Here is a 12,606-nt window from a genome sequence, read left to right as displayed (position 1 = left end):
CTACGTCAGGCCAGGCCTCGCCGGGCCACCGCAGGGGGGCGGTGCCCGGCGATGGAGGCCACCATGTCCAGCACCTGACGGGTCTCGGCCACCTCGTGCACCCGGTACACCTGTGCCCCGAGCCACGCCGACACCGCGGTCGTCGCCAGCGTGCCGATCAACCGCTCCTTCACCGGCCGGTCCAGCGTCTCGCCGACGAAGTCCTTGTTGGACAGCGACACCAGCACCGGCCAGCCCGTCGCGACCATCTCGTCCAGCCGCCGCGTGGCCTCCAGGCTGTGCCGGGTGTTCTTCCCGAAGTCGTGCCCGGGATCGATGAGCACCGACTCGCGCGGCACCCCCAGCGCGACCGCCCGCTCCGCCAGCCCCACGGTCACCTCCAGGACGTCGGCCATCACATCGTCGTACGCCACCCGGTGCGGACGCGTCCGCGGCTGCACCCCGCCCGCGTGCGTGCACACCAGCCCCACCTTGTGGCGCGCCGCGACCTCGGCCAGACCGGGGTCCACACCGCCCCAGGCGTCGTTCAGCAGATCCGCCCCGGCCGCGCAGACCGCCTCGCCGACCTCGGCCCGCCAGGTGTCCACGCTGATGACCACGTCCGGGAAGCGGCGCCGCACCTCCGCCACGAAGCCCACCGTGCGCCGGGCCTCCTCCGCCGCGGAGACCTCCTCGCCGGGCCCGGCCTTCACCCCGCCGATGTCGATGATCGCGGCGCCCTCGGCCACCGCCTGCTCCACGCGCGCGAGGGCGGGCTCGTCGCGGAAGGTGGCCCCCTGGTCGTAGAAGGAGTCCGGGGTCCGGTTCACGATCGCCATGATCACCGGCTCGTGCGGGCCGAATTCCCGCCTGCCCAGCCTGAGCATCCGCTGTGACCTCTCCTAGTACGTCCCGCAGTACGGCCGTCTGTGACCCTAACTGTCGGACCCGCATGGCACGATCGGACCCATACAGTTCGGCTGCCGGCACCGTGTCCGGCTGAGAGCGTGGGGACCCCCTGGCGATGGTGATGTTCTTGTTCCTGGTCGTCGCGCTGGCCGTCGTGGTCGCCGCGGTGACACTCGCCGTGGTGGGCGGCGGTGAGAGCGCCCCGCTGCCCGAGGCGGCGCCCGAGCGGCTGCGCGATCCGCTGCCCGCCGACCGCCCGGTCGACAGCGCGGACGTGGAGGGCCTGCGCTTCCCCGTCGCGCCGCGCGGCTACCGCATGGCGGACGTCGACGACGCCCTCGGCCGGCTGGCCGCGGAGCTCGCCGAGCGGGACGCCCACATCGCCGACCTGGAGTCCGCCCTGGCCGGCGCCCGCGCCGCCGCCGCGCACGTGCACGCGCACGGCCAGGCGCACCAGCCGGAGCGGGGCGAGCGCCCGGAGGAGCAGCGATGAGCGACGGAGGTGCCCTCGCCGGGGCCGACGGCGCGCTGCGCTGCCCGTGGGCCCTGTCCACCGAGGACTACGTGTCGTACCACGACGAGGAATGGGGCCGCCCGGTCCACGGCGACGACGCCCTCTTCGAGCGGATCAGCCTGGAGGCCTTCCAGTCCGGCCTGTCCTGGATCACGATCCTGCGCCGCCGCCCCGGCTTCCGTACCGCCTTCGCCGGCTTCCACATCGAGAAGGTCGCGGCCTTCACCGAGGAGGACCGCGACCGGCTGCTGGCCGACGCCGGCATCATCCGCAACCGCGCCAAGATCGACGCCACGCTCGCCAACGCGCGCGTGCTCGCCGGCTGGGCCGAGGGCGAGCTGGACGAGCTGATCTGGTCCCACGCCCCGGACCCGGCCGCCCGCCCGGTCCCGCGGACCCTGGCCGACGTCCCTGCGGTCACCCCGGAGTCGACGGCCCTGTCCAAGGCCCTGAAGAAGCGGGGCCTCAGATTCGTCGGCCCGACGACGGCCTACGCCCTGATGCAGGCGTGCGGGCTCGTCAACGACCACCTGGCGACCTGCGTGGCCCGCAGCGCGCCCTGAGACGAGCCCTGCGAGAAGTCCTCTAAGTAGGACTCACCGCCCCAGGTACTTCGGCTTCTCCTTGTTCACGAACGCCTGCACCGCGATCGCGTGGTCCTCGGACTGCCCCGCCCGCGTCTGGAGCTCGTCCTCCTTCTCCAGCGTCTCGTCGAGGGAGTGCGTCAGCCCGTAGGCCACCGCCTCCTTGATCGCCGCGTACGCGACCGTCGGTCCCTCGGCCAGCGCCCGCGCCACCTTCTCGGCCTCGGCGCGCAGCTGAGCGGAGGGCACGACCCGGTTGGCGACACCCAGCTCCAGCGCGTCCTGGGCGCTGATGCTGCGCGGGAAGAGCAGCAGGTCGGCGGCGCGGCTGGGGCCGATCACCCGCGGCAGGGTCCAGGAGATGCCGGAGTCGGCGGTGAGCGCCACCCCCGCGAACGACGTGTTGAAGGAGGCGGTGTCGGCCACGATCCGGTAGTCCGCGGCGAGCGCGAAGCCGAAGCCCGCCCCGGCCGCGACGCCGTTCACCGCGGCGACCACCGGCTTGGCCGCCCCGGTGAGCGCCCGGACGATCGGGTTGTAGTGCTCCTTGACCGTGCTCATGGTGTGCCCGGAGCCGGTCTCCCGGTCGGCGGCGAGCAGTCCGATGTGCTCCTTGAGGTCCTGGCCCACGCAGAACGCCCGGTCCCCGGCGGCGGTCAGCAGGATCGCCCGTACGGCCGTGTCCCCGGCCGCGGATTCCGCCGCCTCCCGCAGGGCGACCTTGGTCGCGATGTTCAGCGCGTTCATCGCCTCGGGGCGGTTCAGCGTGATCGTCGCGAGCCCGTCGCCCACCTCGTAGAGCACGGTGTCGGTCATGGCGTCCCCTCCGTTGTCCTCGCGGCTGACGTACCGCTCAGTACGTCCCTGTCCGAAGGACAGCATGGCGGAGATCGCCGTCCAAGGGCCGGAACGGACGTGTGACCTGTGTCAAAGAAAAGCGGAGCGGCGCCGTGCGGTGCGGGTTCGCGCGGGGGAGCAGTATCACAGCCACATCGCCGAATTGAGTGGTTTTGCTCGCGCGCGTTGCCCAAGCGATGCCGACTGATGTTGGTCATCGGGTCCTGAGATGCGGGATAATGGCCTGGAAGCAATGTGTTCGATGCCGGTGTCGTGTGTCCGAGCCGGACCGCGGGTGCGCCCCTCGGGGCTGTCGGCAGACGATGAGCTGGTTTCAGGAAGGGGAACGAGCATGGCGGCCATGAAGCCGCGGACGGGCGATGGCCCGCTCGAGGTGACCAAGGAGGGGCGGGGCATCGTCATGCGCGTTCCGCTCGAAGGCGGCGGTCGGCTTGTCGTCGAGCTGACCCCTGACGAGGCCGCGGCGCTCGGCGACGCGCTGAAGAACGTCGTCGTCTGAGCGAACGAGTCAGTCCTCCCGGCTGCCCCGGCATCGTACGCGGTGCCGGGGCAGCCGCGTCTTCGGAACCTGCGCTCTGCGGCCTGCCGAGGCGGGCCGTGGAGCGCAGGTTTTGTTCAGCGTCTGACCGCGCACAGCAGCCCGTCGCCCACCGGCAGCAGCGACGGCACCAGCTCCTGGCTCTCGCGCACCGTGCGCAGCAGCTCCCGCAGCCGCAGCACCTCCGTGGGCTGCGGCCCGGAGTCGACCGTGCGGCCGTTGGCGAAGACCCCCTCGAACACCACCAGACCGCCAGGTCGCAGCAGGCGCAACGATTCAGCGAGATAGTCCGAGTACTCCAGCCGGTCCCCGTCGCAGAAGACCAGGTCGTAGCCGGCGTCCGCGAGCCGGGGCAGCACGTCGAGGGCGCGGCCCGGGATGAAGCGGGCCCGGTTGCTGGCGAAGCCCCCGGCGCGGAAGGCCTGCCGGGCGAACTGCTGGTGCTCCGGCTCCGGGTCGACCGTGGTGAGCACCCCGTCCGGCCGCATCCCGTGCAGCAGATGGATTCCGGACACCCCGCAGCCCGTGCCGATCTCCGCGACCGCCTTCGCGTCCACGGAGGCGGCGAGCAGTCGCAGCGCGGCGCCCGTGCTGGGGGACACCGAACGCAGCCCTGCCTCCCGGGCGCGGTCACGGGCCCAGAGCAGCGCTTCTTCCTCGGCGACAAAGGCGTCGGCGAACGCCCAGCTCGTCTGCCGGTTGCCGGTAATGACCCTCTCCTGTCCCCGTGGATGCCTGGGCGTGACTGTATCCGTTGGCGACGGGAACCCGCAGATGGGACCGGGCGTTTATAGGGATGAGACGGTGGCCGGGGAGGCGACGGGGGGGTAAGAGGTGGAAGAGGACACCGAGCAACTGCCGACACAGCCGGGTGAGGCGTGTCAGCGCGTATCAAATTCTCGTAAAACCGCTTATCCGGAGCTAACGGGCGAGGTGGCTATGGTAGGGGCTCCACTGGACACCACCAGAGCCGACAGGGGAGGTGCGGCTGCGCCCGGGGACCGGGGCGGAGTGCTGCGGCGCTTCCTCGGGTCGGCGGGCAGGCCGAAATCCGTGACCGACACCGCTGCTGACAGCCACGCCACCGGTTTCGCCGCAGGCGACGCCCAGACCGCGACCTTCTCCACCGACGCGGACGGGCAGGCGTGGACTCCGCCCACCTGGGACGAGATCGTCAGCACCCACAGTGCTCGCGTCTACCGCCTCGCCTACCGCCTGACGGGCAACCAGCACGACGCCGAGGACCTCACCCAGGAGGTCTTCGTCCGGGTCTTCCGCTCGCTGTCGACGTACTCGCCGGGCACCTTCGAGGGCTGGCTGCACCGCATCACCACCAACCTCTTCCTGGACATGGTCCGGCGCAAGCAGCGCATCCGCTTCGACGCCCTCGGCGAGGACGCGGCCGAGCGCCTGGCCAGCCGCGAGCCCACCCCGCACCAGATCTTCAGCGACGCGCACTTCGACGCCGACGTCCAGCAGGCCCTCGACACCCTCGCGCCCGAGTTCCGCGCCGCCGTCGTCCTGTGCGACATCGAAGGACTGTCGTACGAGGAGATCGCCGCCACCCTCGGCGTCAAGCTCGGCACCGTCCGCTCCCGTATCCACCGCGGCCGCTCCCAGCTCCGCAAGGCGCTCGCGCACCGGTCCCCGGAGGCCCGCGCGGCCGAGCGCCGCTCCTTCAGGCCCCGTGTGCCCGCTCTGGGGGGAGGGGGCGCGACCGCGTGAGTGGATCACGGCCGAAACCTGTCGAGGAAGGGCACCTCGCAGAGCAGCACCTGGGAGACCGACTCTCCGCCCTGGTGGACGGGGAGCTCGGTCATGAGACGCGCGAGCGGGTCCTCGCCCACCTGGCCACCTGCGCCCGGTGCAAGGCGGAGGCGGACGCCCAGCGCGCACTGAAGAGCGTCTTCGCGGAGGCCGCCCCGCCGCCGCCCTCGGCGAGCCTGCTGGCCCGCCTCCAAGGCCTGCCCGGCGGCGACCTGGACGGGGACGGCCCGACGCCCGGCGGCGGCCTCTTCGGACGCGGCATCGCCCCCGGCCCCTCCGGAACCTCCGCCGCCCTCGGCGTCTTCGGGGCGCGGCGCGGCGAGCGCTTCACCCTCGGATACGTCCCCGACGCCCCGCACGCCCCGGCCGCACCCGATTCCGCGGCGGAGCAGCGCGGCTTCCGCATCCATCCCGTCGGCCGCCCGGACGACGCCCGCCCGGCCTCGCGCGGGCTGCGGTTCGCGTTCGCCGCGGCCGGTGCGGTGTCGCTGGCCGCGATCGCCCTCGGCGGCGTCACCACCGCCGTTCCCGGGGACTTCAGCGCGGACGCCCGCGGCGGTTCCGGCACCGGAGTCGTGCCGTCCCGTCCGGCGGGCAGCGGATCGGGCGCGGCGACGCCCGACACCCAGCGCCGCCGGCCGGTCGGCCCGCTGCTCGCCCAGGGTGGCAGCGCGCTGCTCGCCGGGACCTCGGTCGCACCGACCTCCGTCGCCGCGCCGATGGTGCCCGGCATGCCCTCGCCCGGGACCGGGCAGCAGGACACCGGCCCCCAGGGCGCCGTACGCCCGCTGACCGCCCCGGCGACAGCGGGCGCGGCCGTCGCGTCCCCGCTGATACGCCCGCTGGACGAGACGGTGCTGCCACCGCTCCCCGCCTGGTCGCCGACGCCCGATGCCACCGGTCCCGGCCTGCTGTCCGGACACAGGCTGCTGTCCGGACACGGGCTGCTGTCCGCTCCCGCCCCCCTCCCCACATCCGCTCCCTCGGCGTCCCCCTCCCTGCTCGACCCACCCCACCCCCACAAGGCCCGCTGAGACCGGCCCCTGCTCCCCGGCCCGCGAACCTGGTTGAATCCTGTGAGGGCCGTGCCCGTGGCGATGACCCGGGCGCGCAGTCGACGTTCCGCGGCCGCCGCCGAAGCGTGCGGCCGCGGCCAGCCGTGGGGAGAGCATGAACGAGGGGAACCGTGTCCCGCCGGGCGACGACTCGGAGGGAGCGGCGGGGGAGTCCGCGGAATCCCGGTCCAGGACCGACGACTTCGAACTGGCACGCCCCGCCGAGACACCCCCCGACGGCGACTTCGAACTGCCCAAGCCGGCCGCTGCCGCGGAGGAGGGGGCGGAGGACGGGCCGGTGCAGGGTGCTGCGGCTGGAGGTGCGGCCGAGGGGGCTGCGCGCGAGGGTGTGGCCGAGGGTTCTGCCGTGAAGGCGGCTGCGGCGCAGGGCACTGCGGTTGAGGGGCCTGTCGCCGAGGGCCCTGCCATGGATGGTTCTGCCGTCAAGATGACTGCGGCGCTCGGGTCTGCCGACGAGACTGTTGCGGTGCAGGGGCCTGCTGCCGTAGGAGGGCCTGCCGTAGCGGGGGCCGACGTCGAGGGCCTTGTCGTCCAGGGCGCTGACCTAGCGGGGACCGTGGTCGAGGGGGCCGCCGGCGCCGGTGGGGTGGTCGAGGGTGGGCAGGCCGGGTGGCCGGCTCCGGGCGAGCGGCCCAGGCCCCTGCACGACCCCGACCCGTACAGCACCCCGCCGTACGGCGAGCCGGGGCCCTGGGCACCCGCACCCCCCGTCCAGCACCCGGCGACGGCCACCCTGCCCCAGGGAGCGGCCGTACCGGTGCAGAGCCAGGCCGCCCCCGGACAAATATCGATACCGGCAGGGGCCGTACCGTCGGCTCCGGGGCACCCGGTACCGGCAGCGGCCGTACCGTCGGCTCCCGGGCACCCGGCACCCGCAGCGGCCGTGCCGTCGGCCCCTGGGCATGCACAGGCGCCCGCGCTGGCCGCACCCGTTCCCGCTGCCCCGGCCGGGGTGGGGCCCGAGTCGCAGGTTCCCTCGGATCCATGGCAGCGGTACGACCCCTGGGCCGGCGGTTCCGGCGAGGGGCGGATGCTGGTGCACGGGCCGTTGCAGCAGAGCGGTGCCGCCGTGCCGTCGAAGGAGCAGCGGCGCCGCCGGGCCAGGCGGCTTCTGCTCGGGTGGACCCTGGTCGTCGCGGTCCTCTCCGCCGGGGTCGGCGGGATCGTGGGCGCGTATGTCGAGCGCCAGCGACTGGACGGCGACGTGAGCCTGCCGCAGGCCGGGCACGTGCCCGCGGGGCGGGCGCCGGACAGCGTGGCGGGGATCGCCGCCCGGGCGCTGCCGAGCGTGGTCACGATCCATGTCAGCGGCTCCGACGAGGCCGGCACCGGCACCGGATTCGTGCTCGACACCCGGGGCCACATCCTCACCAACAACCACGTCGTCGCGCCCGCCGCGTCGGGCGGCCGGATATCCGTGACCTTCAGCAGCGGTGACACCGTCAAGGCGCGGATCGTCGGCCGGGACAGCGGCTACGACCTCGCCGTCGTCCAGGTCCAGGGCATCCACGGACTCACCCCGCTGCCCCTCGGCAACTCCGACGAGGTCCGGGTCGGCGACCCCGTCGTGGCCATCGGCGCCCCCTTCGACCTGGCCAACACCGTCACCTCCGGCATCATCAGCGCCAAGGAGCGGCCCATCACGTCCGGCGGCGAGAAGGACGACGGCAGCGACGTCTCGTACGTCGACGCGTTGCAGACCGACGCGCCCATCAACCCGGGCAACTCCGGCGGGCCCCTGCTGGACCGGCAGGCCCAGGTCATCGGCATCAATTCGGCCATCCGCTCCGCCGACAGCGGCTCCGACTCCGCGGACGGCCAGGCCGGTTCCATCGGCCTCGGCTTCGCCATCCCCGTCAACCAGGCCAAGCGCGTCGCCGAGGAACTGATCAACGACGGCCGTGCCAGCCACCCGGTGATCGGCGTGACCCTCGATATGGGCTACACCGGTGACGGCGCCCGGATCGACCGCCAGAGCGCGGACGGCGGCCCCGCGGTCCTCAAGGGCGGCCCCGGCGAGCGGGCGGGCCTGCGGTCGGGCGACGTCATCACCGACGTGGACGGACAGCGTGTGCACACCGCCCAGGAGCTGATCGTCAAGATCCGCGCCCATCGCCCCGGCGACCGGCTGCGGCTGACGGTCGAACGCGGCGGCGGCGAGCGCGAGGTCTCACTCGTGCTGGGCGCTTCCGAGCAGAACTGACAGAAGTCTCACCTCGGGACGGTACCGGTCGGACAGGAACGCCGGGTACCGTTGAGCGACCGAGGACATCGCAAGGAGCGTCAGGTGTTCAATGACATAGGGCCACTGGAGCTGGTGACGATCATCGTTATCGCCGTGCTCGTCTTCGGCCCGGACAAGCTCCCCAAGGTCATTCAGGACGTCACACGGACGATCAAGAAGATCCGCGAGTTCTCGGAGAGCGCCAAGCAGGACATCCGCAACGAACTGGGTCCCGAGTTCAAGGACTTCGAGTTCGAGGACCTCAACCCCAAGACGTTCATCCGCAAGCAGCTGGACAACGACGATCTGGGGCTGAAGGAGATCCGCAACGGCTTCGACCTGAAGAAGGAGGTGGCCGAGGTCACGGACGCGGTCAACGGCTACGACACCGAGCCGTCCGCCCCCGCCTCCTCCTCGTCCTCCGCTTCCTCGTCCTCCGGCGGCCGGGTCGACATGACCAAGAAGCCCGAGGAGCCCGGCACGGACGACCGGCCGCTCTTCGACGCCGACGCCACATAGCGGCCCACCACATAGCGGCCCACCACATAGCGGCACGCCACACGGCAGCAGGCCACACGGCGACACGCCACACGGCGACACGCGCACCGGCGCACGCGCCGTGCACGTGACGCGTTTCATAACGGACATCCGGCTCGCACGGCCTGAACAGGCCGTTCGCGCGACCCACGCAACCGACGCCTGCCCTGCCGCTCTCACCGGTGTGGATATGCTGCCGAGTTGTTGTGCGGACCGGAGGAGTACGCCCGAAGGGGGGCGGGCCGCCCCGGTCCGACGAGAGCGAGGAGGCGTCCGGGCAGATGGAGACGACGAGTCGGGTGGGCGCGCAGGCGCCGGTCGCGGAGGGGCAGCAGCTGCCCTCCGCCCGGCGTACGGTCGACGGTTACCTGGAGGCGCCCTTCCCGTGGTACGCCCTGGACGAGGCGTTCACGGGACCGCGCTGGCTGATGCAGGTCGGTATGGCTTCCGACGGCGCCGTCGAACACGGGTCGATCGGGCACGGCGACGAGCCCTCCGTCCGCGGCGAGACCGGCTCCCCCGGTGAGCCGCGGGAGAAGTTCGCGGTCGTGGTCACCGTCGCCGCGCATCCGTCCCGGCGCAGCGCCGACGGTACGGGACTGCTGGAGGCCACCTCGGTCTCCTCGGCTGCGTGGCTGGCGGGGGTGGGGCTGCTCTCCTTCACCTGGCCCGGGCAGATGGACCACAGCCTGCGCGACGACTGGCTGGAGCAGCAGACGGAGACCGCCTGGGCGCTGGCCGACGACCTGGACGGGTCGGAGTGGTCCAGACTGTCCCTGCCGGTGGACGGGGCGGCCGCCTCTTTCTACTACCGGGAGTCCGAGTTCGGCTGGGTACTGGCCGGTACGACGGAGGCAGGCGTGCATCTGGGGGCGTACGGGCGGGGCATGAGCGCGTACGGGCTGGGCTTCTCCGTGGTGAAGGACATCGCCGCGTACGCGTAGCCGGATCCGTCAGGGGGACCGCCGTAGCCGTCGGCGGTCCCGGACGTGTCCGGCTAGTGGCTCGTCAACTGATGCCAGATGGCTACGGCCACCCCGATCTGGGCCAGGATCGAGGCGCCCTGTGTCGAGAGCCCCCGAAGCTGGTAGAGCGACAACAGCAGCGCGAGACGACGGGGCCAGTACTGCCGTTCCTCCCCGAAGGTCGAGGTGTCCATCCAGATGCTGGTGAGCGTCAGGATGAGGAGCATGAGCACCGAGTAGAAGAGCAGATCACGGAAGTCCACACCGGTGAACTCGTTGAGCAGCAGGAACAGGCAGGCGGGCACGGCGTAGGCGAAGGTCAGGCTCCATGCGCGAGCGGGGCTGTGGCGGCCGGGGAGCACACGCCACAGCGCGCCCAGGACGAAACCGGCGCCCGCCCACGCCACCTGGTAGGCGAGGAAGTTCGCGACGACTCCCGGGATCGCCGTGGGCTCGGAAGTGAGCTGGATCCAGCTCCAGGGGTCCTTGGTGTCCAGATAGAGCAGGGCTCCGCTTGCGGGGATCCCGAAGCAGAAGGCCACACACCCGGCGTGCACGCCATTGTTCCACCAGTGGTCTCTCGGCCCCCAGGCCAGGGCGGCGTCCAGGACGGAAAGATAGGCGGGTGGTTTCTTTTCCCCGCATCCGTCCACCAGCCACCGGCGCAGTGCCCGAAGTCTTCCTTCCAGTTCCTCGCGTGTGACGTTCCCGGCGCGTCCTTGGTCCAGCAGCTGCAACTGGTGGTTGATGTTGCGGTATTCGTGGGCCTTCGCCATCAGGTCACCGCGACGCTTCATGCTTCTCAGTCTCTTCACGCAAAACGTGTTGCCCAGCTGGTTCAGTACCGCCCACTTTCGCCCCACGGCGAGAACCACGAACAGCGAACCCATGTTCAGGATGATCCAGACGCCGTACTGGTAATTGATTCCGGCGAAGGCGGCGCCCCGCAGTCCCACCGTGAAGACGAACACCGCCGCGACGAGCAGCAGGTCGGGGGCTGCCGGGCCCAGGATCGGCTTCTCATGTTTATGGTCTGCCGATGTCCTTTGCGCTCCGAAGTGAAAGTGCAACAAGGCGAAAAGTGCGACACCCGTCAAAATCCAACTGTAGGCGAAAATCCAGATCAGGCCGGTGAACGAGAAATTTGCCCGGGATTTACTGGCGTATTCTCCGTACCCGTGCACAGCGTTCTGGTCGGTGAGCCAGTAGAGCCTCTTCCACTGGTTTTCGGCCACCCACCAGAAGCAGCCGAGCAGACTCCCGGCGACCGCAGCGAGCAGCGTGGAGACGACGAGGACACAGCGCACGGGAGCGTTGTTCCACGTCCGGTACCAGGAGCCGGGGAGCAGCGCGCCCTCGCGGGCGAAACGCCACGCCCACGCCGCCATGGCGGCCAGCCACAACCACACGATCGCCAGGCCCATGAGCACATAGCCGATATCGCCGGAGACACTCGGCTCCGCCTTTGACACAAGGGCGTCCGGCAGGCCGAACATCGCCGGCGCCAGGATCACCAGCAGAGCGATGGCCGCCACCGCCGACGCCACGCCGAGGACGGCGTACCTCTGGCGAGGGCGATGACTGTCGGCGGTGCCGGTGTCACCGGTCGCGCCGTCCGGGGCGGGGACGGGCGTACCGCTGTACCAGGGGCGGGCGACGAGAACCAGGGCGAGGCCGGCGGCGACGCAGACGAGAGCACGCCACCGGGGGCTGATCGGCGGCTGGGAGATGAGCAGCAGCAGCATGAGGGCGAATGCGCCGCTGAGCAGGGCCCATTGCAGCACGGCCCCCGCGGCGCTGTCGTCGTCCCTTCCGGTGTCGGCGACCACGGCCTGCGCCGTTGGGGCCGACGCCCCGGCCGCGGCGGCGGAATGCGTTCGCCGGGTGCGCCGTGCGGCCAGTGCGATCACGAGGGAAGCGCTCACCCACCAAGCCGCGACTCCGACCTTGTTCCAGATCGACTGGTCATAACTCAAGCGCCAGTAGCGCTGCCACGGGAGATCGATTTTGAACGTGATGCGCGTGGGCTTCTGATTTTCCCAGAGCAGGGTCTTCTCGTTGGAGGACGATGCCAGCTTGGAGCTGTCATTGAAACGCATGCCGCCCATCTCCGCCTTGATGGTCTGCCAGTGCGCATTCTGCAGCGTCGGCGGAAGGAGGCGGATCTGCCACATTCTGTGGCTGTCCCTGGCGATCTGCCAGGGACCGAGCCGGATGGGTCTGTAGTTCTTGATCCAGGTGAAAGAATCATACTGTACCGTGACGTTTCGGGTGTCGGCCGTCACCACCGGATCGTGCGGCCGCCATTCCTGACGCGGACCATTGTCCGTCCCACGCAGCAGACAGTGCATCGCCTTGTGGTAGTCCGCGGAGTCCTCACTGAAGGTCAGCTGCCGCGCTGCAGGCCACTGGTTCAGGGGGACCCGGACCATCATGTAGGAATAGATCTTCAGGTAGTTCTTGCTGTGCTGGTCGAATTGGATTCTGGCGTCCACCGTGCTGGCGTCGAGCCGATGGGCCCAGCAGGCGTCACTGTTGTTCTGTCGCGCCTCCGCCGAGGGAGTCACCCACCACATCGCGGCCAGGACCATCAGCAGTAAAAAGCGCCGCCACCGGATACCCTGCATCGCCCCGAAACCTCCTCTGTGAGGAATT

Annotated in this window: 12 protein-coding genes; 8 read left to right on the top strand and 4 right to left on the bottom strand. The window is 71.1% G+C overall.

Annotated features, from left to right (window positions below; genetic code table 11):
• Window positions 1–5: 5 nt before the first annotated feature.
• A complete protein-coding gene (gene folP / locus ACFVIU_RS02920; RefSeq protein WP_385840181.1) occupies window positions 6–866 on the bottom strand; it encodes a dihydropteroate synthase in 861 nt (286 codons plus the stop codon).
• Window positions 867–1,003: 137 nt separating this feature from the next.
• Between folP and ACFVIU_RS02915 the strand changes: the two genes are divergently transcribed.
• Both ACFVIU_RS02915 and ACFVIU_RS02910 read left to right on the top strand, forming a co-directional pair.
• The gene (locus ACFVIU_RS02915) at window positions 1,004–1,381 is read left to right on the top strand and encodes a DivIVA domain-containing protein (protein WP_385840180.1); all 378 of its coding nucleotides are present in this window, start codon (window positions 1,004–1,006) and stop codon (window positions 1,379–1,381) included.
• A complete protein-coding gene (locus ACFVIU_RS02910) occupies window positions 1,378–1,965 on the top strand; it encodes a DNA-3-methyladenine glycosylase I (RefSeq protein WP_385840179.1) in 588 nt (195 codons plus the stop codon). Before ACFVIU_RS02915 ends, ACFVIU_RS02910 begins: the two co-directional genes overlap by 4 nt.
• Before the next feature lie 33 nt (window positions 1,966–1,998).
• Here the strand turns inward: ACFVIU_RS02910 and ACFVIU_RS02905 are convergent, their stop codons facing one another.
• Window positions 1,999–2,802: an enoyl-CoA hydratase/isomerase family protein gene (locus tag ACFVIU_RS02905; RefSeq protein ID WP_385840178.1), complete on the bottom strand. Its 804-nt coding sequence runs from the start codon at window positions 2,800–2,802 to the stop codon at window positions 1,999–2,001.
• Window positions 2,803–3,175: 373 nt separating this feature from the next.
• Between ACFVIU_RS02905 and ACFVIU_RS02900 the strand changes: the two genes are divergently transcribed.
• The gene (locus ACFVIU_RS02900) at window positions 3,176–3,343 is read left to right on the top strand and encodes a DUF3117 domain-containing protein (RefSeq protein ID WP_385840176.1); all 168 of its coding nucleotides are present in this window, start codon (window positions 3,176–3,178) and stop codon (window positions 3,341–3,343) included.
• A 116-nt stretch (window positions 3,344–3,459) separates the two neighbouring features.
• On the opposite strand, the gene ACFVIU_RS02895 is transcribed toward ACFVIU_RS02900, so the two are convergent.
• Entirely contained in the window at window positions 3,460–4,158 is a 699-nt protein-coding gene (locus ACFVIU_RS02895; RefSeq protein WP_385840330.1) for an O-methyltransferase, read from the bottom strand.
• Window positions 4,159–4,393: 235 nt separating this feature from the next.
• Between ACFVIU_RS02895 and sigE the strand changes: the two genes are divergently transcribed.
• From sigE to ACFVIU_RS02870, 5 genes are all read left to right on the top strand, one after another.
• Entirely contained in the window at window positions 4,394–5,107 is a 714-nt protein-coding gene (gene sigE, locus ACFVIU_RS02890) for an RNA polymerase sigma factor SigE (RefSeq protein WP_385840175.1), read from the top strand.
• A complete protein-coding gene (locus tag ACFVIU_RS02885) occupies window positions 5,104–6,183 on the top strand; it encodes a zf-HC2 domain-containing protein (protein WP_385840174.1) in 1,080 nt (359 codons plus the stop codon). The genes sigE and ACFVIU_RS02885 overlap by 4 nt, the downstream gene beginning before the upstream one ends.
• Before the next feature lie 469 nt (window positions 6,184–6,652).
• A complete protein-coding gene (locus ACFVIU_RS02880) occupies window positions 6,653–8,428 on the top strand; it encodes a trypsin-like peptidase domain-containing protein (protein WP_385840329.1) in 1,776 nt (591 codons plus the stop codon).
• A gap of 84 nt (window positions 8,429–8,512) precedes the next feature.
• Window positions 8,513–8,968, top strand: a complete 456-nt coding sequence (locus tag ACFVIU_RS02875; protein WP_385840172.1) for a sec-independent translocase — start codon at window positions 8,513–8,515, stop codon at window positions 8,966–8,968.
• 299 nt (window positions 8,969–9,267) lie between these two features.
• Window positions 9,268–9,930 carry a hypothetical protein gene (locus ACFVIU_RS02870; protein ID WP_385840171.1) on the top strand — a complete coding sequence of 221 codons (663 nt, stop codon included), beginning with the start codon at window positions 9,268–9,270 and terminating at the stop codon, window positions 9,928–9,930.
• Between the two features lie 53 nt (window positions 9,931–9,983).
• Here ACFVIU_RS02870 and ACFVIU_RS02865 read toward each other — a convergent pair whose 3' ends face one another.
• Window positions 9,984–12,578, bottom strand: a complete 2,595-nt coding sequence (locus tag ACFVIU_RS02865; protein ID WP_385840170.1) for a DUF6185 family protein — start codon at window positions 12,576–12,578, stop codon at window positions 9,984–9,986.
• Between the last annotated feature and the right edge of the window lie 28 nt (window positions 12,579–12,606).

Source organism: Streptomyces sp. NPDC127190, from assembly GCF_042672505.1.
Classification (GTDB): domain Bacteria; phylum Actinomycetota; class Actinomycetes; order Streptomycetales; family Streptomycetaceae; genus Streptomyces.
Note: the sequence above shows the minus strand (reverse complement) of the source record. Positions and strands in the feature narration are given on the sequence as shown.

What these genes read in the sequence shown, in the direction of transcription:
- ACFVIU_RS02870 (WP_385840171.1), top strand. Translation starts at nt 9,268, where the DNA reads ATGGAGACGACGAGTCGGGTGGGCGCGCAGGCGCCGGTCGCGGAGGGG.
- ACFVIU_RS02910 (WP_385840179.1), top strand. Translation starts at nt 1,378, where the DNA reads ATGAGCGACGGAGGTGCCCTCGCCGGGGCCGACGGCGCGCTGCGCTGC.
- ACFVIU_RS02905 (WP_385840178.1), bottom strand. Translation starts at nt 2,802, where the DNA reads ATGACCGACACCGTGCTCTACGAGGTGGGCGACGGGCTCGCGACGATC.
- folP (WP_385840181.1), bottom strand. Translation starts at nt 866, where the DNA reads ATGCTCAGGCTGGGCAGGCGGGAATTCGGCCCGCACGAGCCGGTGATC.
- ACFVIU_RS02880 (WP_385840329.1), top strand. Translation starts at nt 6,653, where the DNA reads ATGACTGCGGCGCTCGGGTCTGCCGACGAGACTGTTGCGGTGCAGGGG.
- ACFVIU_RS02915 (WP_385840180.1), top strand. Translation starts at nt 1,004, where the DNA reads ATGGTGATGTTCTTGTTCCTGGTCGTCGCGCTGGCCGTCGTGGTCGCC.
- ACFVIU_RS02865 (WP_385840170.1), bottom strand. Translation starts at nt 12,578, where the DNA reads ATGCAGGGTATCCGGTGGCGGCGCTTTTTACTGCTGATGGTCCTGGCC.
- ACFVIU_RS02900 (WP_385840176.1), top strand. Translation starts at nt 3,176, where the DNA reads ATGGCGGCCATGAAGCCGCGGACGGGCGATGGCCCGCTCGAGGTGACC.